Here is a 21,132-nt window from a genome sequence, read left to right on the forward strand (position 1 = left end):
GGAAAGCGGCCGTTCAGGCCAGTCCACAGCGAGAAAGCATCAGAGGTGTGAACCATGGCGGCAACCCCGGATCGTGAAAAGGCGCTCGAGGCAGCGCTTGCCCAGATCGACAAGCAGTTCGGCAAAGGCTCCATCATGCGCCTGGGTGACGACACCCGCGCTCCCATTGAGGTCATCCCGACCGGATCCATCGCCTTGGACGTCGCCCTTGGCATTGGCGGCCTGCCCCGCGGCCGTGTCGTGGAGATCTACGGCCCGGAATCTTCGGGTAAGACCACCGTCGCCCTGCATGCTGTAGCCAACGCCCAGCGCAACGGCGGAATCGCGGCGTTCATTGACGCCGAACACGCCCTCGATCCCGATTACGCCGCGAAGCTCGGTGTGGACACGGATGCGCTTCTGGTCTCCCAGCCGGATACGGGTGAGCAGGCCCTCGAGATCATGGACATGCTGGTGGGCTCCGGCTCGCTCGACATCATCGTCATCGACTCCGTGGCCGCCCTTGTTCCGCGCGCAGAAATCGAAGGCGAGATGGGCGACTCGCACGTCGGTCTCCAGGCCCGCCTGATGAGCCAGGCGCTTCGTAAGATCACCGGCCGCCTGAGCCAGACCAAGACCACCGCCATCTTCATCAACCAGCTTCGTGAAAAGATCGGCGTGTTCTTCGGCTCCCCGGAAACCACCACCGGTGGTAAGGCCCTGAAGTTCTACGCCTCTGTCCGCATCGATGTGCGTCGTATCCAGACGCTGAAGGAAGGCGCGGACTCCGTCGGTAACCGCACCAAGGCCAAGATCGTCAAGAACAAGATGGCCCCGCCCTTCAAGATCGCTGAGTTCGACATCATCTACGGCCAGGGCATCTCCCGCGAGGGCGGCATCATCGACATGGGTGTCGAGCACGGCATCATCAAGAAGTCGGGCTCGTGGTTCACCTACGACGGTGACCAGCTCGGTCAGGGTATGGAGAACTCCCGCCGCTTCCTGCGCGACAACCCGGAGCTCGCACAGGAGTTGGAACGCCTGATCAAGGAAAAGCTCGGCGTGGGCGTCAAGCCTGAGGAAGACACCCCGAAGCTGAAGGCCGTTGACGGATAGCTTCGGGCCGGACCCGGATTCACCGATATCAGCCGACCCGGAACCCGATCCGGAGTCTGTCGCGCGCGCCATCGTCTTGAGGCAATTGACCATGGCGCCGCGCAGCCGGCTGCAGCTGGCCCGCAAACTCGCGGACCGAAAGGTTCCCGAGCATGTGGCTGAGGCAGTCCTGGACCGATTCGAGGAAGTCCAGCTCATTGACGACGCCGAGTTCGCCCGCATGTGGGTGCGCAGCCGTTCACAGACCAAGAAGCTCGCCAAGGGTGCCTTGCGTCGGGAGTTGTCGGACAAAGGTATCGAGCTGGAGGACGCCGAAGAGGCCCTGTCACAACTGAGCGACCAGGACGAGGAACTCGCAGCGAGGGAGCTTGTCCAAAGGAAGCTGCGGGCAGGCGTTGATCTTTCGGATCGTGCGGAACGGGACAAATACACCCGGAGGCTGGCCTCCATGCTGGCCAGAAAGGGCTACGCGCCTTCCCTGGCCTTCAGGATCGTCGGTGAGGTACTGGACGAAGCCGGTACCCTTGAGTAGTGAGTTTGACCATTCCTTCCCCTTCAGCAGATGCAATGCAGCCGCCCCTTGAGCCGCGGACGTATCAAGTCCGGACTTTCGGTTGCCAGATGAACGTCCACGATTCCGAGCGCATGGCCGGTCTCTTGGAGGACGCTGGCTACGTGCCGGCTGAAGGCGAGCTTGCCGACGTCGTGGTGTTCAACACCTGCGCGGTGCGCGAGAACGCGGATAACAAGCTCTATGGGAACCTCGGGCAGTTGCGTCAGGTCAAGGCTGCCAACCCCGGGATGCAGATCGCTGTTGGTGGTTGCTTGGCCCAGAAGGACCGCGAAACGATCGTCCGCAAGGCACCGTGGGTGGACGCCGTTTTCGGAACGCACAACGTGGGGGCGCTTCCGGCCTTGCTCAACAGGGCCCGACACAACAACGAAGCCCAGTTGGAAATCCTTGAGTCCCTCGATGTCTTTCCATCGACGCTCCCCACCAAGCGCGATTCCGTGTATTCGGGCTGGGTCTCCATTTCGGTTGGCTGCAACAACACCTGCACTTTCTGCATCGTGCCGTCCTTGCGCGGCAAGGAAAAGGACCGCCGCCCTGGTGAAATCCTCGCGGAAATCCAGGCACTGGTGGACGACGGCGCGGTCGAGGTAACGCTGCTTGGCCAGAACGTGAACTCCTACGGGGTGGAGTTCGGCGACCGCCTGGCCTTCTCCAAGCTGCTGAGGGCCTGTGGCGAAATCGATGGCCTGGAGCGCGTTCGCTTCACCAGTCCACACCCCGCCGCCTTCACCGATGACGTCATTGATGCCATGGCGGAAACGCCGAACGTGATGCCCCAGCTGCACATGCCGCTGCAGTCCGGCTCGGACAAAGTCCTCAAGGACATGCGCCGTTCCTACCGGTCCAGCAAGTTCCTCGGCATCCTGGACAAGGTCCGCGAACGTATTCCCAACGCGGCGATCACCACCGACATCATTGTGGGGTTCCCCGGAGAGACTGAGGAAGACTTCCAGGCCACCCTCGACGTCGTGGAACAGTCCAGGTTTGCCTCGGCCTTCACCTTCCAGTACTCCAAGCGTCCCGGCACTCCCGCTGCCGACTTGCCGGAGCAACTTCCCAAGGCCGTTGTCCAGGAACGCTACGAGCGGCTCACAGCGCTCCAGGACCGCATCGCTGCCGAGGAAAATGCGCGGCAGCTGGGTCGCAGCGTCGAAATTCTTGTTACGGCCCAGTCTGGACGCAAGGCAGGGGAGACCCACCGCTTGTCCGGGCGTTCCAAGGATCAGCGGTTGGTGCACTTCTCCGTTCCTGAGGGCGCTGAGACGCCCCGTCCGGGCGATTTCGTCACGGTGACCATCACTGAGGCAGCCGCCTTCCACCTGGTTGCTGATCCCGCGGCCCCCGCCGACTACGTGCTTCGGCGGTCCAGGGCGGGCGATGCGTGGGATCGTGCCCAGGCCGACAGCTGCGGTGCGCCCGTACCGGGTTCCAGCAGCAGCAAGTCCGGTGTGTCCCTGGGTATGCCGGCCATTCCCGTGCGCCGCAGCTGACCAAGGTTCCGCGCATGCACTCTGAAGGGTCGGACGCTTCGGCGCTGCCCGTCATCGCTGTAGTAGGTCCTACCGGCTCCGGAAAGTCGGATCTTGGCGTTGAGCTGGCATTGGCCTTGGACGGTGAGGTTATCAACGCCGATGCCCTGCAGTTCTACCGGGGCATGGACATCGGTACGGCCAAGATCACTGTGGAAGAACGCAGGGGTGTGCGGCACCATCTGCTGGACACCATGGATGTCACCGAAGAAGCCAGTGTGGCCGGTTTCCAAGCTGATTGCCGACGGACCATCCAGGAAATCCATGCGCGGGGCAAGCAGGCAATCATGGTGGGCGGTTCGGGCCTGTATGTTCGGGCAGCACTCGATGTCCTCGAATTTCCGGGGACGGACCCCGGGATCCGCCAACGCCTTGAGGCTGAATGCGAGGCCACGGGGCTGGCACCTCTCCGTGCCCGCCTGGAAGACGTGGACCCCGTCTCGGCGGCGCGACTGGGTGACGCCAGACGGGTTATCAGGGCCCTGGAAGTGCATGAACTCACGGGCAGGCCATTCAGTTCGTTCATGCCACAGCGTGAGTACTTCCAGCCTGCTGTCCAGATTGGCCTCTCTGTTGACCGGGACATGCTGAAGGAGCGCTTGGCCCGCCGTGTCCATCGGATGGTGGATGCCGGGCTCCTGCAGGAAGTGGAAAGACTGGATGCGGTTGGCCTGCGAGCAGGTAAGACGGCATCACGCGCTCTTGGCTACTCCCAGTTCCTGAAGGTGTTGGATGGCCAGGCAACTGTCCAGGATGCGGCCGAGGAGACGATCGTGGCGACGCGGCAATTCGCCCGCCGCCAATTGACCTGGTTCCGCGCCGACCCCCGCATCGCGTGGCTGGACTGGCAGGACCCGGGACTTCTTGCAAAGGCCGTGGAACTCGTCCGACCAGCCTGATTTCTGGGCGAAGACCAGCGGCAGGTAGCCTAGATCCATGGACCAGACCGCCGCAGTTTCCGCCCAGCAGCCAAGTGCTGCCGAGGCCCCTTTGACCGAAGCCAGCCTGTCCGGACTGGCCTTTTCGAAGGGGCATGGAACCGGCAACGACTTTGTCCTGATCGCCGATCCCGGGGCCATTCACGAGATCACACCGGCCCAAGTAGCACAGCTGTGCGACAGGCACCGGGGCATTGGTGGGGACGGATTGATCCGGGCGGTACCGTCACGTGATCTTCCCGAAGGACGCGCCCTCCTGGAACAGGATTCCACGGCTGAGTGGTTCATGGACTACCGCAATGGCGACGGTTCGCTGTCCGAGATGTGCGGCAACGGCGTTCGGGTCTTTGTGCACTTCCTCATCGACCAGGGCCTGGTTGAGCTTGGTCCCGGCGAAGCCCTGACCATCGGAACCCGCGGCGGCATCAAGAAGATCGTCCGCTCGGACAACGGCTACGCAGTGGACATGGGTCCGTGGGAGTTCATCTTTCCGGCCGAGGCCACGTCCAAGGCCATGGACGCCCTGGTGAGCGCAGATGGACTTGAGGTGGCGCGCCCTGGTCTTTCGGTCAGCATGGGAAACCCCCACACAGTGGTGGCGCTGGCCGAGCTCAGTGAACTGTCGGCCACCCAGCTTTTCCGGGCACCCGTGGTTGATCCGAAGCCCGCCAACGGCACCAACGTTGAGTTCGTCGTCCCAGCCGAACCTTTGGTCCATGAGGGTGTCGGATCGATCACCATGCGTGTCCATGAGCGCGGTGTCGGCGAAACCCAGTCCTGCGGCACGGGGGCTTGCGCGGCCGCGGTCGCCATCCGTCACTGGGCCGGAAGCACTGCGCCCAACGCGTGGCACGTCAACGTTCCCGGCGGCGTGGTGGACGTCAAGTTCTTCCCCGGACCGGATGGCCGCGAGCACGTTGAACTCAGCGGCCCCGCTGTCATCGTTGCTAAAGGGACGCTTTCCTGACCCTGAGGATCCTGAACGATTTGGAGGTGCTTTCACGGGACACCGTGAAGGACTTGTCCAGTTCGGCCGCGAGCCAGCGCTGCAGGGAATCCGAACCCAGGTTCTTCTGGACCACCAGCCAGGCATTGCCGCCTGGCGCCAGCCGGGGCAGCCAGGTCAGCAACAGGGAGTGAAGTTCGTCCTTGCCGATCCGGATGGGCGGGTTGGACCAGATGGTGGAAAATTCGACGTCGGCGGCCACCTCGTCGGGGAGGCTCGCCTTGACGTTGCCCAGCCCGAGCGACGCCGCGTTCTCGTTCGTCAGGGCGATGCAGCGCTCGTTGACGTCGACGGCGTACACCTGCGCGGATGGGGCCATCAGTCCCATCGTCAGGGCAATTGGGCCCCAGCCGCAGCCGATATCCAGCAGGTTCCCGCGGGGTGAAGGCGGCGGGACATCAGACAGCAGAATTGCCGTGCCCTTGTCTATGCCATCCGGGCTGAAAATTCCCGAGGAGGTCTGCAGGTGCCGGGTGGCGCCGGCGAGTTCCACCGTCAAGGGCTTGCGGGTGAAGGGACCGGCGGGTTGGGCGCTGAAATAGTGTGCAGACTCCATAATTTGCCAGATTAGTTGGCGATCGGCGGCTTGGGAAACTGCGGGCCGGGTGAGCCGGTTTGACACACGATGCTACTGTGGAAGGCATGTTCTTGATCTTTGAGTAACCAGCCGAACTACGGCACCGCCCGCGATGCAGGACAACGCAACCGGATCACTCTACGTGACCAGCGCCGTCCATTCCGCCCGGTAGGTTCCCCGGCCAGTCTGCTCGCCGTTAGCGGCAGCAGACACTCAGAAGATCTCCCAATTCCCGGTCTTTGCCGCACCCTCCGGTACTGGCTTCACCAGTTCCACTGGATATGCGTGGGCACCTTCGGGAATTTGCGCCTTCTTCAGGTGGACAGGACCTCCCCGCGGATCGAACCGCCACAACTCCGCCATGGCCAGCCAGCCACATTGCCGCCGGCTGCCGGCAGCCCTACAGGAGGCCCACTTGGCCCAAGCACGTCAGCCCAGCGCGAATACCGAAGCGCCGCACAGCAAACAGCACTATTCTGGAATTGCCGAACAGTCTAAGGAGACCATGACCACCCAGAAGCACTCCGGATCCGATTCCGACGCCCAGGACATGAGTCCTGAAGAAATCCAGGCCGTCATCGACCGGATTCTGTCCAAGGATGTACCAGCGCAGGCGTCCGGGGATTCCGACGCCAAGGGCGTGTTTGGCAAAGCCCAAGCAATCTCCACGCTTGATGAAGAGCACAGCATCTACGATGGCGAGCAGGAAGACCTCGCCGAACGCCGTGCGCTCCGCCGGACGGCGGGCCTTTCCACGGAACTCGAGGACGTCACTGAAGTCGAGTACAGGCAGCTGCGCCTTGAACGCGTAGTCCTTGCCGGGCTCTGGACCGAGGGCACGTTGGCTGATGCCGAGAACTCCCTCAGGGAGTTGGCGGCGCTTGCCGAAACCGCGGGCTCCGAGGTACTGGACGGACTGGTCCAGCGCCGTACCAAACCGGATCCCGGAACCTTCCTGGGCTCGGGCAAGGCGCAGGAACTCAAAGCAATCGTTGCTTCCACCGGTGCCGATACCGTAGTGGTTGATACCGAGCTTTCGCCGTCCCAGCGACGTGGCCTGGAAGACATCGTGAAGGTCAAGGTAGTTGACCGGACCACGTTGATCCTGGACATTTTCGCCCAGCACGCAAAGAGCCGCGAAGGCAAGGCCCAAGTGGAACTGGCCCAGCTGGAGTACCTGCTCCCCAGGCTCCGTGGTTGGGGTGACTCCATGTCCCGCCAGGCCGGTGGCCAGGTGGGTGGCGCCGGCGCCGGCATGGGTTCGCGTGGTCCCGGTGAAACCAAGATCGAGCTGGATCGCCGCCGTATCCGTACCCGGATGGCCAAGTTGCGTCGGGAGATCGCCGCCATGAAGCCGGCGCGCGAGACCAAGCGGGCCAACCGCCGTCGTAATGCCGTGCCTTCCGTAGCGATCGCCGGCTACACCAACGCCGGCAAATCCTCACTGCTCAACCGCCTGACGGATGCCGGTGTCCTGGTGGAAAACGCCCTGTTCGCCACGCTGGACCCCACAGTCCGCAAGGCCCAGACGCCGGACGGGATCGGCTACACCCTGGCCGACACCGTGGGGTTTGTCCGCTCGCTGCCCACGCAGTTGGTTGAAGCGTTCCGCTCCACGCTTGAGGAAGTGGCGGACTCAGACCTGATCCTGCACGTCGTTGATGCCTCACACCCGGATCCGGAAGGGCAGATCGCCGCCGTGCGGACGGTCTTCAGCGAAGTCGATGCCCGGAAGGTTCCGGAAATCATCGTCCTGAACAAGGTGGACGTGGCGGATCCCTTCGTGGTTGAGCGTCTCCGGCAGAAGGAGCCGCGGCACGCCGTGGTCTCCACGCGCACGGGGGAGGGAATCGCTGAACTCCTGGAGACCATCAGCCAGTCGATTCCTCGGCCGGGCGTCCGCCTGGAGGTGCTCATTCCCTACAACCGCGGCGAGATGATCAACAAACTCCACAACTCCGATGCCGAAATCCTCAGCCTTGAGCACGAGGAAAACGGCACGCGCGTGGTGGCGTTGGTCCGTGAAGGCCTGGCTGCCGAGCTGGAGTCGTTCGTCAGCAATGGTTGAGAAGGTGGCGGCGGAACCCGCTGCGTCGGTGGGGGAGAAGTTCACCCTGGAGTTGTTGGACAAAGCTGTTGCGGGCATGGGCGGCCAGAGCCGCACAGGCCAGCATGAAATGGCCAAGCGCGTTGCCCGGGCCATCGAGTCCGGCGAGCATCTGCTGGTACAGGCAGGGACGGGGACGGGTAAGTCCTTGGCTTACCTGATCCCGTTGATTGCCCACTCAATGGACAGCAACAAGCCGACGCTGGTGTCCACCGCCACCCTGGCCCTCCAGACCCAGATTGTCGGGAGGGATCTTCCCCGCCTGCTGGAGACCATCAACCCCGCCTTGGAACGGCCGGTAAACGTGGCGCTCGTCAAGGGCCGGGCCAACTATGTGTGCCTGCAAAAGCTCGAGGGGGGCTTTCCCAGCGAAGAACCATCCGAGGGCCAGCTCTTTTCCCTCGGCGAGGACACCAGCGTGCCGCACTTCGCGGCATCCGTGGGCGGGCCGTCGTCACAACTGGGCAAGGAAGTGGTGCGCCTGCGCGAGTGGGCGGAGAAGACCGCCACCGGCGACCGCGACGAATTGATGCCGGGTGTCACGGACCGGGCCTGGCGGCAGGTCTCCGTGACCTCCATGGAATGCCTGGGGGCGCAAAAATGCCCCATGGCTGAAGAATGCTTCAGCGAGCAAGCGCGCGCCCGGGCGGCGGAGGCTGACGTGGTGGTCACCAACCACGCGATGCTGGCCGTGAGTGCCTTCGAAGGATTGGCTGTCCTGCCCGAATATGACGTGGTGGTGGTGGACGAAGCCCATGAACTGCAGGATCGGGTCACCGGGGCTGTGTCCGGGCAGTTGTCCGTAGCCATGATCCATGCTGCTGCGTCCAGCGCGCGCAAGCACACCGCCATTACCGTCGATGCTTTGAACGCCGCTGCCGACAGGCTGGATATGGCCATCATGGGCGTGCCCAACGGGCTGGTGCCCAGCGGTCTCAACGACGAACAACTCGACTGCCTGGACCAGTTGCGCGACGCCACCAGGGCAGCGCTGTCCGATTCGAAGACGGATTCGTCCAACGCGGTGGACGGTGGACGCCAGCTGGCCCGTTCGCGGCTCATGCTCATCCTTGAACTGTCTGAGCGTTTGCTTGCCGCAAAGGAAAACCGTGAAGTGGTGTGGTTCTCAAGAAACAGCACCTTCGACCCCCAGCAGGGTTACTCGCAGCCCGATGAGACTGCTCCCGCACTCATCAATATCGCACCGCTGAGTGTCGCCGGCCGCTTGCGGGAAGGCCTGTTCGCTGGCCACACGGTGGTCCTGACCTCCGCCACGCTGGCCATCGGTTCCGCCTTCGAGCCTGCTGCCGGCGGGCTTGGCCTGCTGGGGGACGGCGCACCAAGCTGGACTGGCCTGGATGTGGGGTCACCTTTCGACTACCCGAAGCAGGGCGTCCTCTACGTGGCGAAGCACTTGCCGAAGCCCGGCAGGGGAACGTCCCCGGAAGCACTGGACGAACTGGAGGACCTCATCAGGGCATCCGGCGGAGGAGCATTATGTCTGTTCTCCTCCCGGCGCGCAGCCGAGGAAGCCGCTGACGCCATGCGTTTGCGCCTTGATGTGGACATCCTGTGCCAAGGCGAATCCACCATGGCAGCCCTGGTGAAGCAATTCGCCGACGAACCTGACACGTGCCTCTTCGGCACCATGTCACTGTGGCAGGGCGTGGATGTGCCGGGTGGCTCGTGCCGCCTGGTGGTCATCGACCGGATTCCTTTCCCGCGGCCCGACGATCCCCTCATGACGGCGCGCTCACGAGCTGTTGCCCAATCCGGTGGAAATGGGTTCATGGCCGTTTCGGCGACGCACGCTGCCATCCGCCTCGCCCAGGGCGCCGGACGACTGATCCGGTCGACGGGAGACAAGGGCGTGGTGGCGATCCTCGATCCGCGGCTTTCCACTGAAAGGTACGGGGGATTCCTGCGGGCCGCACTGCCGCCCTTCTGGGCCACGACGGACCGTAAGATCGTCCATGGTGCGCTGGAAAGGCTGGCCCGGACGGGGCGCTGAGTCCGCCGTGTGCGCCCTTGCCTCGGCTGTTGCGGGCGTCGCTGCCCGCAGTAACTGCTCCTAGAGGGAGCGCAGTACCGAAACGACCTTGCCCATAATGGTGGCTTGGTCGCCAAGGATGGGTTCGTACTGGGTGTTCTGGGGGAGCAGCCAGGTGTGGCCGTCCCGCTGGCGGAAGGTTTTCACCGTGGCTTCGTCGTCAAGCAGGGCTGCGACAATGTCGCCGTTGACGGCGTCGTTCTGCCTGCGGACAACAACCCAGTCGCCATCGCAAATGGCTGCGTCGATCATCGAGTCACCGGCCACTTTCAGCATGAAGAGTTCGCCGTGGCCCACCAGTTGCCGGGGCAGGGGCAGGACATCCTCAACGGTCTGGTCGGCCAGGATCGGTCCACCGGCGGCGATGCGGCCCACCAAGGGAACCAAGGCGGTGTCGCTGGCACTTGCCAGTTCCGTAACAGCCAGCCCACCGGCGCTGCGCAATGTGGCAGGAGCTTCGACGCCTGGAATGGTGGCACCGCCGTCAAGGGTCAACGGCATGAGGACTTCCATGGCCCGGGGACGCTTAGGGTCCCTTCTCAGGTATCCGAGCTTTTCCAGCTGGGACAACTGGTGGGTGACACTCGACAAGCTGGCCAGCCCAACGGTGTCCCCGATCTCGCGCATGCTGGGCGGGTAGCCATTCTCGTTGACTGAACGCTGGATGGTTTCAAGGATCTTCTTCTGACGGACGGTCAGGCTCTTGGGACTTTTGGGGGGCTGATGGCTCCGCAGGGGTGCCCCGCCGCCTGTGGCTTTCGCTGCCATGTTCGCCATCGCCCTTCCGTTCCGCCCGGTCGCGTTCTGCACGCTTCCGGGGACGTGGGTCCGAAAAATGTCAGACCCTCCTGATGCACTGAATCCGTGCTTGTTTCTTCCCTCAAACCTAGGCCAGGCACAAGCGTTTATCAAACATTTGTTCTAGCGAGTCTCGACACCGTTCGTTGATAAGTGCTAAAAATGTCGTAGCAAGGTTCGAATATGTGTTCTATAAATCCGAAACGCAGCTTCGATGTTCGAAGAAAGTGTTCGAACATCGCCGCCGCGGCGGTGAAGACAAGGTATCGGCAGCAGGGTTCCGGGTTTCCGGGGCCAGGCAATCGCTCAGAAGGGCTCAGCTCATGTCCGCAGTAACAACGTTCCAAGAGTTCCGCAACGCGCCGGCACCCACCCGCATCCGGCTCACACGGCGCGGGCGGATCGTTTTCTTTGGCATCCCCGCGATGTTGCTGGTGGCCGCACTGCTGAGTTTTGCGGGCTTCCTCACCTCGCCTGCCAAGGCTTCGGATTCGCAGTCGCAGCTTCAGCCGCCGGTTGCCGTCAGCGTGACCGTGCAGCCGGGACAGTCATTGTGGGGCATTGCAGGCGCTGCTGCTCCCGAGCGCGATCCGAGGGATGTCATCGCGGAGATCATCCAGTTGAACGACCTCCGCGGTGGACGGATCACCCCGGGCCAGCAACTGTTCGTACCCGCCAATTAGCCGGTCCAGCCGGCAAAGGGAGGTCCCCGTCAGGCCCCGTCCGGCGTCACAGTTACAAGGCAGTCAGCGGCGCCCCTTAAACTGTTGGGGTGACTGACCAGCTTGAGCGACTCGACCGACTTCCCCTCCGGACCAATCTGCGTGGGCTGAGCCCCTACGGCGCACCGCAGCTTGATGTTCCGATTCTGCTCAACGTCAACGAGAACACCCATGGGGTCCCGGCCGACGTCCAAGCCGCGATCACCGAAGCAGTTGCTGCCGCCGCTACCGGATTGAACCGCTACCCGGACCGTGAATTTACCGAGCTCCGCGAAGCGCTGGCCGGGTTCCTGGGCCACGGACTGACTCCCGCAAATATCTGGGCCGCCAATGGATCCAACGAGGTGCTCCAGCAGATCCTGCAGGCCTTCGGTGGTCCTGGCCGCAAGGCCCTCGGCTTCCCTCCCACGTATTCCATGTATCCACTCCTGGCCAGCGGTACGGACACGGAATACGTTCGTGGCGTGCGGGGCGAGGACTTCAGCTTGGATGCCGCATCTGCAGCCGCGCAAGTGGCGGAGACGGGAGCCAATATCGTGTTCCTGTGCTCGCCCAACAACCCGACCGGAACGGGTCTTGGCCTGGACGTCGTGGAGGCTGTCTATGAAGCCGGAGAAGCAAGCCAGGCAATCGTGATCGTGGATGAGGCGTACCACGAGTTCGCCCACGACAATACGCCCAGCGCCCTGACCTTGCTGCCAGGCCGCCAGCGGCTCATCGTTTCGCGCACCATGAGCAAGGCTTTCGCCTTGGCGGGGGCACGCCTCGGTTACATGGCCGCGGCTCCCGAGGTCACCGATGCCCTCCGGCTGGTCCGTTTGCCGTACCACCTGTCGGCAGTGACCCAGGCTACGGCTCTGGCGGCCCTGCAGCACCGCGAGGCTTTGATGGCCGACGTCGAGGACATCAAGGTCCAGCGGGACCGCATCGTTACAGAGTTGCTTCGCATGGGCCTGAAGCCTGCGGCCTCGGACTCCAACTACGTTTTCTTCGGTGGACTGGAGAACCCGCACGCCATCTGGCAGGGGCTGCTGGATGCGGGGGTCCTGATCCGTGACGTTGGAATCCCTGGCCACCTGCGGGTTACCGCCGGCACCGAACCGGAGACCACGGCCTTCCTGGAAGCGCTGGAAGCCCTCCTGGCCGGCGACGCCAATGCGGCGTCCGGGCAAGGCTGAAAGCCACCCACTTAGACTTATCCATAGATCCATTTCCCATTTCGTGTTAAGGACGTTCCTCCCATGAGCGAAACCGGCGCCACGCCGTCCGCTGCCCGTACTGCGCGCATGGAGCGCACCACCAGTGAGTCTTCTGTCCTGGTGGAGATCAACCTGGATGGTTCCGGTGTCTCGGACATCAGCACCTCGGTCCCGTTCTACGACCACATGCTGACGGCGCTGTGCAAGCACTCCCTGATCGACATGACGGTCAAGGCGACGGGGGACACCCACATCGATGCCCACCACACGGTGGAGGATGTGGCCATCACCTTCGGCGAGGTCCTTCGTACGGCTTTGGGAAACAAAGCCGGTATCCGACGTTTCGGCGAAGCCACCGTCCCGCTCGATGAAGCACTGGCACACGCCGTGGTGGACGTCTCGGGCCGACCCTACCTGGTACACGGCGGCGAGCCTGCGGGCCAAGAGTACCACTTGATCGGCGGGCACTTCACAGGCTCGCTGACCCGGCACGTGTTCGAGGCCATCACCCTCCACGCGGGTATCTGCCTGCACATGAACGTCCTGGCCGGACGCGACCCGCACCACATTGTCGAAGCGCAGTTCAAGGCCTTTGCCCGCGCTCTTCGTGCCGCTCTTGAGTCCGACCCCCGCGTGGAGGGCATTCCTTCCACCAAGGGAGCACTATGAGCAACCAGATCCTCAAGGACGGTGCGGTGACGGATGCGTCCGCTGCCGCCAAGCCGGAGTCGCCCGACGGGAAGCCCACGGTGACCGTCCTGGATTACGGTTCCGGGAACGTGCGCTCGGCTGTCCGTGCCCTGGAACGCGCGGGTGCCCACGTGGTGTTGAGCGCCAAGCCCGAGGACGTGCTGAACGCCGATGGGCTGGTGGTTCCCGGCGTCGGCGCCTTCGAGACTGTCATGAAGGAACTCAAGGCGGTGGACGGCATCCGGATGATCGGTCGCCGTGTAGCAGGCGGTCGCCCGGTCCTCGCCATCTGTGTTGGCCTTCAGGTGCTCTTCGAGGCCGGCGTGGAGCACGGCACCGAATCCGAAGGAATGGCCGAGTGGCCGGGCAAGGTGGAGCTCTTGCCCGCTCCCGTGGTTCCGCACATGGGATGGAACACGGTGGATGTGCCCGAGGGGTCCAAGCTCTTCGCGGGCGTTGAGGACGAGCGGTTCTACTTTGTGCACTCCTACGGCGTGCAGGAATGGAACTTCGACGTGGTCCAGCCCCGGATGGCCCCGCCCAAGGTGACCTGGTCCGAGCACGGGGCACGGTTCATCGCGGCAGTGGAAAACGGACCGCTGTGCGCAACCCAGTTCCACCCGGAAAAATCAGGCGATGCCGGGGCGCGGCTGCTGCGCAACTGGGTTGACGGCCTCCGAAAGCCCGAAGGCGCCGCCTGAATGTGGTCCGTAGTGCTCATGGGGTTGGCCGGCCTCTTGGTTGGCGGAGGCATCTCCTTCCACCAGCAGAAAAAGCCCCTCTGGGTTTCCATTTCCTTTTACGCGCTGGCCGGGATGTCCCTCCTGGCCGCCTACCTCCTGACGCTTCCGGGCAACTGACCCGGCGTTCCCATCAACTGCAAGGATCCACATGACCACCTCCGCACAGTCCGTTCTGGAACTCCTTCCCGCCGTCGATATTGTTGACGGCCAAGCGGTCCGCCTCCTGCAGGGGGAGGCAGGCTCGGAAACCAGCTACGGGACGCCCCTGGAAGCAGCCCTGAACTGGCAGGAAGCCGGAGCCGAGTGGGTGCACATGGTGGACCTGGACGCCGCCTTTGGCCGGGGCAACAACGCGGACCTGATCAGCGACGTGGTGTCCCAGCTCAACGTGAAGGTGGAACTCTCCGGTGGGCTGCGGGACGACGAGTCGCTGGAGCGTGCCCTGGCCCTTGGTGTTGCCCGCGTGAACCTCGGCACGGCCGCACTGGAAAACCCGGAGTGGACCCGCCGTGCCATTGAGCGCTTCGGCGACAAGATCGCCGTCGGGCTTGACGTCCGCGGAACCACGCTGGCCGGCCGCGGGTGGACCAAAGAAGGTGGCGACCTCTGGGAGGTCCTGGCCCGCCTGGAGGACGCCGGCTGTGCCCGCTACGTGGTCACTGACGTGACCAAGGACGGCACGCTGCAGGGTCCCAACGTTGACCTGCTCCGCCAGATGGTGGAGAAGACCGGCAAGCCCGTGGTTGCATCCGGTGGTATTTCCAGCCTCGAGGATCTGCGGGTCCTCCGCGAGTTGGTCCCGCTGGGCGTTGAAGGTGCGATTGTGGGCAAGGCGCTGTACGCCGGTGCCTTCACGCTTCCCGAAGCGCTGGACGTCGCCGGCCGCCGCTGATGGCCGGACACCAGGAACACCGCCGCGAGCTTCCCGGGCACATTGCCGCCGCCTTGGCCGGAGCGGGCGGTGCCACTGACTCTGCCGGGCAGCCCTGGGCGGGACGCAGCCTGAGCGGCGAGGCTGCAAAGATCCACAACTTCGAGGACGACGACGGCTCGGCCGATTCCGGTTACCTGGCTGCAGTCGCGGCCCTCCTTGCCGGCGCGGGAAGCGAAGCCGGGGTAGTGGCGTCGCTTGCCACGGCCCGGGTATTTGTGCCGGTGGTCGCGACGCTCGCCGAAGAAGCCGACGGCGTGGATGGCCTCCACGCGGACAAGCAGGCCGATATGGCGTTGGTCACGCTCAAGGCCCCTGATGGGCGCACGGCCATGCCGGTCTTTACATCCTCGGCCGCTCTGGAGAGGTGGCATCCGGAAGCCCGTCCTGTGGCTGTATACGCGGCCCGGGCGGCGCTTTCCGCGGTGTCCGAGGGCGCACAACTGCTGGTCTTGGACCCGGGCTCCGATTTCACCTTCGTGGTGCGGCGGCCGGCCATGTGGGCGCTTGCCCGGCAGCAGGACTGGACGCCGTCCTACCTGGATGATCAACTGGAGGCTGCTCTCGCTTCCACGGTTTCCGGTTTCCGCTCGGTCCGCAGGCTTGAGACGCAGCCCGGTGGCGGCGTCGCATCCCTGACGGCCGATGGTCGCCAGGTGCCGGGCGGCGGAGCGGGGCCGGAGTTGCGCGTCGTGCTGTTCCTTGAGGACGGGCTTGACGCGGCGGCGGTGCAAGCGCTCGTGGCCCAACTGAACGACGCCTGGGCAAGGATGGATTCCTTTGCCGAGTGCGTTGATTCCATTGAAGTGAAACTGCAGCGTGCAGCACAGGAGCCCGCGCAGCATTGACGGCGGTACCCGTTCCCCGGGGCTGCCTTGGGGAACAAGAGGAAACTGGCTGTGAATTTCGCTCTCTACAAAGAGATGCTGTCCATCCGCCCTGTGCGGCGGCTGTTGTTGGTGGGCATGATTGCCCGCATACCGCATTCGGCGGCGGGCGTCCTTCTGACGTTGCACATTGTGCTGACGCTGGGGGAGGGGTACGCGGCAGCTGGAGCTGCCGCTGCCATCATGACCATCGGGATCGCCCTGGGTGCTCCCTGGCGCGGCCGCCGAGTGGACATGGTGGGCCTCCGGAAGGCACTGATTCCTTCCGTCATTTCCGAGACCGTGATCTGGTCGGTGGTGCCGCACGTCTCGTACCAGTGGCTGCTTCCGTTGGTTTTCGTGGGCGGCCTGTTCACGCTGCCCATCTTCAGCGTGGTCCGGCAATCGCTGGGTGTCATGGTGGATGGGGAACAGCGTCGCGGCGCCTTCGCCCTGGACTCGATCGCCACCGAACTCGTCTTCATGATCGGTCCGGCCATCGGTGCAATCGTGGCCACGAGTGGATTCTCCGCACTTGGCCTGACGGCCGTGGGCGTCTCGGTGTCCGTGGCCGGCCTCTTCCTGATCTGGTTCAATCCGCCGACGCGCAGCGTGGATCCCTGTTCGGCTGAGGAATCCGCTGAACGTGCGGCAGACGATCTCTCCGCGGCGGAGGCGGCCATGGTTGCCTCGGCGCCCGGCCATGTCCAGGAGGCCGCTTCCGAAATGGCGCCGTCCGCTTCCAAGCGTGGACTAAGGAACCGGGTGGCACGCAACTTTACGTGGTTCACGGTCTCCGTGGCCGCGCTCTTCGCGGTGGCCGCAGGTTCCGGAATGGTGCTGAGTGGTTCGGATGTCAGCATCGTTGGCCTGCTGGAACGGGGCGGACACCAGAACCAGATCGGCATCGTGTTCTTCTTCTGGTGTGCTGCCTCGGTTGTTGGTGGACTCATCTACGGTGCCATGAACCGTCCTGTCTCGCCCATGCTCCTCCTGTTGGGCATGGCTGCGTTGACCATTCCCATGGGCTTTGCCCGGGACACCTGGACCTTGGCTTTCCTGTCGATTTTGCCCGGACTGCTGTGTGCGCCCGTGTTGTCCGCGTCCTCGGAGAAGGTGGCCGATCTGGTGGACGAGGAGCGACGCGGCGAAGCCATGGGTTGGTATGGCTCGGCCTTGACGGCCGGTGTGGCGCTGGGGTCCCCACTCGCCGGGGTCTTCATTGACACCGTGGGACCGTCCGGTGGCTTCGCGGCGGTGGGCACCGCCGGCGTCGTTTTGTGCGTTGCCGGTTTCGTCCTGATGTCGCTGCGGCGTCGCGCCGCCCGCGTCTGACGCGGCCTGCCGGTTAAACGACGACGGCGACCCTCACCAGCAGGCGAGGGTCGCCGTCGTCGTTTGCCGTCCGGGCGGGACGCTAGTTCACGGGGCCGGTGAACTTTTCGCCCGGGCCCTTGCCCGGTGCGTCCGGGATGAGGGAAGCCTCGCGGAAAGCCAACTGAAGGGATCGCAGGCCATCGCGCAAGGGGCCGGCGTGCTGGGACCCGATCTCCGGCGCGGCCGCGGTAACCAGGCCGGCCAGGGCGGTGATGAGCTTGCGGGCCTCGTCCAGGTCCTTGAGGTCTTCCGCGTTGGGGTCGTCTGCCAGGCCAACCTTGACCGCCGCAGCACTCATGAGGTGCACGGCGCCGGTGGTAATAACCTCGACGGCGGGAACTTCGGCGATGTCGCGGATCTGCTGGGAGACTCCGGTGTCGGCCGCATCTCCGCCGAAGGAGTTACGGTGATTGCTGTCTTCAGTGCTCATACTGGTAAGCTTGTCACAGACCGACTGGAAGTCGTTATTTCTACGTTTAGTGGAACTGCAGTCCGTGCCCGCCGTGCGAATGTGCGCTTGGCGGGTTATTTCTGTAGAATTGATTTTCAGTTTGCAAGCGGAGTTCTCTCCCACCCGCGTCAGCCGTTTCCCTCACGGGACTTGAAGGTTGCCGGGTAACCTGGTCGGACGCTGGCGGCATTGCCGGAAGTGTTGTTGGTCCCTGTGTGGGGCTGCTCCGATCTTTGAGGCCTTCGATTGCACCAGCAATTGGAGGCCTTCTCTATTTGCCGGTGAAACTCACCACAACCACAGGAGCTTTAACATTAGCGAGCCAAGAATCAATGAGCGTATCCGCGTCCCCGAGGTGCGGCTGGTCGGCCCTGCCGGCGAACAGGTAGGAATTGTCCGCATTGAGGACGCCCTGCGTCTTGCTGCCGAATCCGATCTCGATCTCGTTGAAGTTGCCCCGCAGGCTAAGCCTCCTGTTTGCAAGTTGATGGACTTCGGCAAGTACAAGTACGAGGCCGCAGTCAAGGCGCGCGAGGCCCGCAAGAACCAGACCAACACGGTTCTGAAGGAAATCCGCTTCCGCCTCAAGATCGACAAGCACGACTACGAAACCAAGCGCGGACACGCACTGCGCTTCCTCGGTGCCGGTGACAAGGTCAAGGCCATGATCCAGTTCCGTGGCCGCGAGCAGCAGCGTCCCGAAATGGGTATCCGCCTCCTGCAGCGCTTTGCTGAAGACGTTGCCGAGGTTGGCGTTGTTGAATCCAGCCCGCGCATCGATGGCCGCAACATGGTCATGGTGATTGGTCCGCTCAAGAACAAGGCCGAGGCCAAGGCTGAAGCCCGTCGCGCAGCACAGCGTGCAGAAGCCAAGGCCCAGAACGAGGCCAAGGCGGCGGCACGCGTGGACACTTCGGGCGAGCAGGGTCCCATGACCCAGTCCCTCGCGGACCTCCTTCCCGCCGGCCTCACGGTTGCCGAGGAAGAGTCCACGCAGGAAACCGCCGCTCCCGTAGTCGAGGAAGCCACGCCGGCGGCAGCCGAGGAAGCTCCCGCCAGCGAAGCCCCCGCGGTATCGGAGGCTCCGGAGGAAACGCCGGTGGCTGAGGAAACGCCGGTGGCTGAGGAAGCACCTGTTGCCGAGGAAGCTCCCGCTCCCGCAGCGGCACCAGTGCAGGAAGCCCCGAAGCCGGCAGTCCAGACCGCTCCGAAGCCCGTAGTTCCGGCGGCTCCCAAGCCCGTAGTTCCGGCGGCTCCGAAGCCTATGGCAAAGCCTGCGGCTCCCAAGCCGGGCGCACGGCCGGCGGCCCCCAAGGCCACGCCGAAGCCTGCATCACGCAAGACCAACTAGTTCGACGCCCAAGGAGCTTTGCTCCGAACGGCAAGCAACCAGCACGCCGGCCCACGTAGGCCGGCTGCACGAAAGAACTGCGGACATGTCCGCGGATACGTAAGGAGATCGGTTCCCATGCCGAAGATGAAGACCCACAGCGGTGCTAAGAAGCGCTTCAAGCTGACCGGTACCGGCAAGCTGAAGCGCCAGCAGGCCAACCGCCGCCACTACCTGGAGCACAAGTCCTCCACGCTGACCCGTCGCCTCGCTGGCGACAAGATCGTCTTCAAGGGCGATGCCAAGGTCATCAAGAAGATGCTCGGCGTCTAAGTTCCAAGTTTTTTGGTGGCTGCCAACCGGTAGTTGCCGACTACACCAAAAGCCTTCTCAGGCCGGCCGGACATCCGGCAGTAGCAGCTTGGGATAAAGATTTCTGAAGGAGTACGCACGTGGCACGTGTGAAGCGGGCGGTCAACGCCCACAAGAAGCGCCGGGTTGTCCTCGAACGCGCCAAGGGTTACCGCGGTCAGCGTTCGCGCCTGTACCGCAAGGCAAAAGAACAGCTGCTGCACTCGTTTGTGTACAGCTACGGCGACCGCCGTAAGCGCAAGGGTGACTTCCGTCGCCTGTGGATCCAGCGCATCAACGCTGCATCCCGCGCCAACGGCCTCACCTACAACCGCCTCATCCAGGGCCTCAAGGCCGCTGAGGTTGAGGTTGACCGCCGCATGCTCGCCGAGCTGGCTGTTTCCGACGCCAACGCTTTCACCGCCCTGGTGAACGTTGCCAAGGCTGCCCTGCCGGCCGACACGTCCGCTCCGGCCAAGGCTGAGGCTGCTCCGAAGGCTGCCAAGGTCGCCTCCGCTGCCGCCACCGCCACGGCTGTCAAGGCTGTTGTCTCCGAGAAGCCCGCCATCGACGGTGCCATCGCCGCCGTTGAGGGTGAAGGTGCTCCGGAAGGCCACGCCATCAAGGGCAACGCCGAGTCCAAGAAATACCACGTTCCGGGTTCCACCTGGTACGAGAACACCATTGCCGAGTACTGGTTCTCCACGGTCGAGGCTGCAAAGGCTGCAGGCTTCGAGCCGGCCGGTGGCGAAGCCCGCCAGCAGATCAAGAACTAGTCGCAACTGCCACTAAAGTTCTTTATATGAACGAAACCGGGCGCCCGCAAGAAGTAACGATGACCAACCCCCGAGCTGATCGGGTAAGGGATGTCGCAAAACTTGCCGGGCGCCCGGCGCGTTTAAAGCGCGGCCGGTTCCTGGCTGAAGGACCGCAGGCCGTGCGGGAGGCACTGACCCTCCACCGTGAGCGGCTGGCGGCAGGAGGTGCCGCCGTCGTTCATGAAGTCTTCGCAAGCGAAGCCTGCCTGGACAGGCTCCCTGAACTTGCCGACCTGGCACGCGGCACGCAGCTCCGGCTTGCCAGCGATGACGTGCTTGCAGCCATGGCGGACACGGTCAATCCGCAGGGCATTGTTGCCGTGTGCAGCTTCGTGGACGTCAGCCTTGACAGCGTGCTCGACGCCGGTCCCCGCCTCCTGGCCGTCATGTGCCAGGTGCGGGATCCCGGCAACGCGGGAACCGTGCTGCGGGCCGCGGACGCCGCGGGGGCCGATGCTGTGGTGCTGACGGGCAGCAGTGTGGATATCTACAACCCCAAAGCCGTGCGCTCCACAGCCGGTTCCCTTTTCCACCTCCCGGTTGTTCTCGGCGTCGATGTTGATGAACTGGTTTCCCGTTGCAAGGCGCGGGGGATTGGTGTCCTCGCGGCCGACGGCTATGGCACGGTGAACCTGGACAAACTGCAGGACGAGAACGCGGCACGGCGGCTTGGCAATGACGACGTTGCCTCTCAGTATGCGCTCGAAGCGCCGACAGCCTGGTTGTTCGGCAACGAAGCGCAGGGGCTCTCCGACGCGGAGCTCGCGCTGGCAGACCATCGGGTGGCTGTGCCCGTTTATGGTTCTGCGGAAAGCCTCAACCTGGGAACGGCGGCAACCGTATGCCTCTACGCCAGCGCGCGCTCCCAGCAAGGGGCGGTTTTCGCCAGCGCGCCGGCAGTTGGAAATGCATAAGTAGTCCCTGTCCGGGTACGGTATTGCTGGCAAGGTCAGGCAACGACTTGTCCTGGCCCACTCCAT

At 64.0% G+C, this 21,132-nt stretch carries 22 protein-coding genes; 19 read left to right on the forward strand and 3 right to left on the reverse strand.

Features of this window, described 5'->3' with window-relative positions:
• Positions 1 to 54: 54 nt before the first annotated feature.
• Genes recA through dapF form a run of 5 tightly spaced genes read left to right on the forward strand, consistent with a single transcriptional unit; the run spans position 55 to position 5,103 of the window.
• Positions 55 to 1,095: a recombinase RecA gene (gene recA / locus ACFVSJ_RS02540; protein WP_387433986.1), complete on the forward strand. Its 1,041-nt coding sequence runs from the start codon at positions 55 to 57 to the stop codon at positions 1,093 to 1,095.
• Positions 1,085 to 1,627, forward strand: coding sequence for a regulatory protein RecX (locus ACFVSJ_RS02545; RefSeq protein ID WP_387433988.1), 543 nt, complete (start codon positions 1,085 to 1,087; stop codon positions 1,625 to 1,627). The genes recA and ACFVSJ_RS02545 overlap by 11 nt, the downstream gene beginning before the upstream one ends.
• Positions 1,627 to 3,159 (forward strand): tRNA (N6-isopentenyl adenosine(37)-C2)-methylthiotransferase MiaB, encoded by a 1,533-nt coding sequence (gene miaB / locus ACFVSJ_RS02550; RefSeq protein WP_387433991.1) that lies wholly within the window; start codon positions 1,627 to 1,629, stop codon positions 3,157 to 3,159. Before ACFVSJ_RS02545 ends, miaB begins: the two co-directional genes overlap by 1 nt.
• A 14-nt stretch (positions 3,160 to 3,173) precedes the next feature.
• Positions 3,174 to 4,097: a tRNA (adenosine(37)-N6)-dimethylallyltransferase MiaA gene (miaA, locus tag ACFVSJ_RS02555; RefSeq protein ID WP_387433994.1), complete on the forward strand. Its 924-nt coding sequence runs from the start codon at positions 3,174 to 3,176 to the stop codon at positions 4,095 to 4,097.
• Between the two features lie 37 nt (positions 4,098 to 4,134).
• Positions 4,135 to 5,103: a diaminopimelate epimerase gene (gene dapF, locus ACFVSJ_RS02560; protein ID WP_387433997.1), complete on the forward strand. Its 969-nt coding sequence runs from the start codon at positions 4,135 to 4,137 to the stop codon at positions 5,101 to 5,103.
• On the opposite strand, the gene ACFVSJ_RS02565 is transcribed toward dapF, so the two are convergent.
• Positions 5,084 to 5,698: a class I SAM-dependent methyltransferase gene (locus tag ACFVSJ_RS02565; protein WP_387433999.1), complete on the reverse strand. Its 615-nt coding sequence runs from the start codon at positions 5,696 to 5,698 to the stop codon at positions 5,084 to 5,086. The genes dapF and ACFVSJ_RS02565 overlap by 20 nt on opposite strands.
• A 526-nt stretch (positions 5,699 to 6,224) precedes the next feature.
• Here ACFVSJ_RS02565 and hflX point away from each other — a divergent pair.
• Positions 6,225 to 7,787 carry a GTPase HflX gene (hflX, locus tag ACFVSJ_RS02570; RefSeq protein WP_387434002.1) on the forward strand — a complete coding sequence of 521 codons (1,563 nt, stop codon included), beginning with the start codon at positions 6,225 to 6,227 and terminating at the stop codon, positions 7,785 to 7,787.
• Positions 7,780 to 9,837, forward strand: coding sequence for an ATP-dependent DNA helicase (locus ACFVSJ_RS02575; protein WP_387434004.1), 2,058 nt, complete (start codon positions 7,780 to 7,782; stop codon positions 9,835 to 9,837). The genes hflX and ACFVSJ_RS02575 overlap by 8 nt, the downstream gene beginning before the upstream one ends.
• 60 nt (positions 9,838 to 9,897) lie before the next feature.
• Here ACFVSJ_RS02575 and lexA read toward each other — a convergent pair whose 3' ends face one another.
• Positions 9,898 to 10,644: a transcriptional repressor LexA gene (gene lexA, locus ACFVSJ_RS02580; protein WP_387434176.1), complete on the reverse strand. Its 747-nt coding sequence runs from the start codon at positions 10,642 to 10,644 to the stop codon at positions 9,898 to 9,900.
• A 353-nt stretch (positions 10,645 to 10,997) separates the two neighbouring features.
• Between lexA and ACFVSJ_RS02585 the strand changes: the two genes are divergently transcribed.
• The 8 genes from ACFVSJ_RS02585 to ACFVSJ_RS02620 all read left to right on the forward strand — a co-directional run bounded on the left by ACFVSJ_RS02585 (position 10,998) and on the right by ACFVSJ_RS02620 (position 17,160).
• On the forward strand, positions 10,998 to 11,357 hold the full coding sequence (locus ACFVSJ_RS02585) for a LysM peptidoglycan-binding domain-containing protein (RefSeq protein WP_387434006.1): 360 nt from the start codon (positions 10,998 to 11,000) through the stop codon (positions 11,355 to 11,357).
• A gap of 89 nt (positions 11,358 to 11,446) precedes the next feature.
• Positions 11,447 to 12,574, forward strand: coding sequence for a histidinol-phosphate transaminase (locus tag ACFVSJ_RS02590; RefSeq protein WP_387434009.1), 1,128 nt, complete (start codon positions 11,447 to 11,449; stop codon positions 12,572 to 12,574).
• 63 nt (positions 12,575 to 12,637) lie between these two features.
• Positions 12,638 to 13,264 (forward strand): imidazoleglycerol-phosphate dehydratase HisB, encoded by a 627-nt coding sequence (hisB, locus tag ACFVSJ_RS02595; RefSeq protein ID WP_387434011.1) that lies wholly within the window; start codon positions 12,638 to 12,640, stop codon positions 13,262 to 13,264.
• On the forward strand, positions 13,261 to 13,986 hold the full coding sequence (gene hisH, locus ACFVSJ_RS02600; protein ID WP_387434013.1) for an imidazole glycerol phosphate synthase subunit HisH: 726 nt from the start codon (positions 13,261 to 13,263) through the stop codon (positions 13,984 to 13,986). Before hisB ends, hisH begins: the two co-directional genes overlap by 4 nt.
• A complete protein-coding gene (locus ACFVSJ_RS02605) occupies positions 13,987 to 14,145 on the forward strand; it encodes a hypothetical protein (protein ID WP_387434016.1) in 159 nt (52 codons plus the stop codon). It begins immediately after the preceding gene.
• A 31-nt stretch (positions 14,146 to 14,176) separates the two neighbouring features.
• A complete protein-coding gene (gene priA, locus ACFVSJ_RS02610) occupies positions 14,177 to 14,920 on the forward strand; it encodes a bifunctional 1-(5-phosphoribosyl)-5-((5-phosphoribosylamino)methylideneamino)imidazole-4-carboxamide isomerase/phosphoribosylanthranilate isomerase PriA (protein ID WP_387434018.1) in 744 nt (247 codons plus the stop codon).
• Positions 14,920 to 15,807 carry an SseB family protein gene (locus ACFVSJ_RS02615; protein ID WP_387434021.1) on the forward strand — a complete coding sequence of 296 codons (888 nt, stop codon included), beginning with the start codon at positions 14,920 to 14,922 and terminating at the stop codon, positions 15,805 to 15,807. The genes priA and ACFVSJ_RS02615 overlap by 1 nt, the downstream gene beginning before the upstream one ends.
• Positions 15,808 to 15,858: 51 nt before the next feature.
• Positions 15,859 to 17,160, forward strand: coding sequence for an MFS transporter (locus ACFVSJ_RS02620; protein WP_387434024.1), 1,302 nt, complete (start codon positions 15,859 to 15,861; stop codon positions 17,158 to 17,160).
• Positions 17,161 to 17,242: 82 nt separating this feature from the next.
• Here the strand turns inward: ACFVSJ_RS02620 and ACFVSJ_RS02625 are convergent, their stop codons facing one another.
• Entirely contained in the window at positions 17,243 to 17,632 is a 390-nt protein-coding gene (locus ACFVSJ_RS02625) for a DUF1844 domain-containing protein (RefSeq protein ID WP_387434026.1), read from the reverse strand.
• A 376-nt stretch (positions 17,633 to 18,008) separates the two neighbouring features.
• Between ACFVSJ_RS02625 and infC the strand changes: the two genes are divergently transcribed.
• The 4 genes from infC (at position 18,009) to ACFVSJ_RS02645 (ending at position 21,066) form a co-directional block, all read left to right on the forward strand.
• Positions 18,009 to 19,004, forward strand: coding sequence for a translation initiation factor IF-3 (infC, locus tag ACFVSJ_RS02630; RefSeq protein ID WP_387434029.1), 996 nt, complete (start codon positions 18,009 to 18,011; stop codon positions 19,002 to 19,004).
• Positions 19,005 to 19,121: 117 nt separating this feature from the next.
• Positions 19,122 to 19,316, forward strand: a complete 195-nt coding sequence (rpmI, locus tag ACFVSJ_RS02635) for a 50S ribosomal protein L35 (protein ID WP_059387794.1) — start codon at positions 19,122 to 19,124, stop codon at positions 19,314 to 19,316.
• Between the two features lie 119 nt (positions 19,317 to 19,435).
• Positions 19,436 to 20,110 (forward strand): 50S ribosomal protein L20, encoded by a 675-nt coding sequence (gene rplT, locus ACFVSJ_RS02640; RefSeq protein WP_387434032.1) that lies wholly within the window; start codon positions 19,436 to 19,438, stop codon positions 20,108 to 20,110.
• A gap of 26 nt (positions 20,111 to 20,136) precedes the next feature.
• Positions 20,137 to 21,066, forward strand: coding sequence for a TrmH family RNA methyltransferase (locus ACFVSJ_RS02645; protein ID WP_387434034.1), 930 nt, complete (start codon positions 20,137 to 20,139; stop codon positions 21,064 to 21,066).
• Positions 21,067 to 21,132 lie beyond the last annotated feature (66 nt).

Origin of the sequence: Paenarthrobacter sp. NPDC058040 (assembly GCF_042885775.1) — a bacterium.
In the GTDB taxonomy this organism is placed as follows: domain Bacteria; phylum Actinomycetota; class Actinomycetes; order Actinomycetales; family Micrococcaceae; genus Arthrobacter.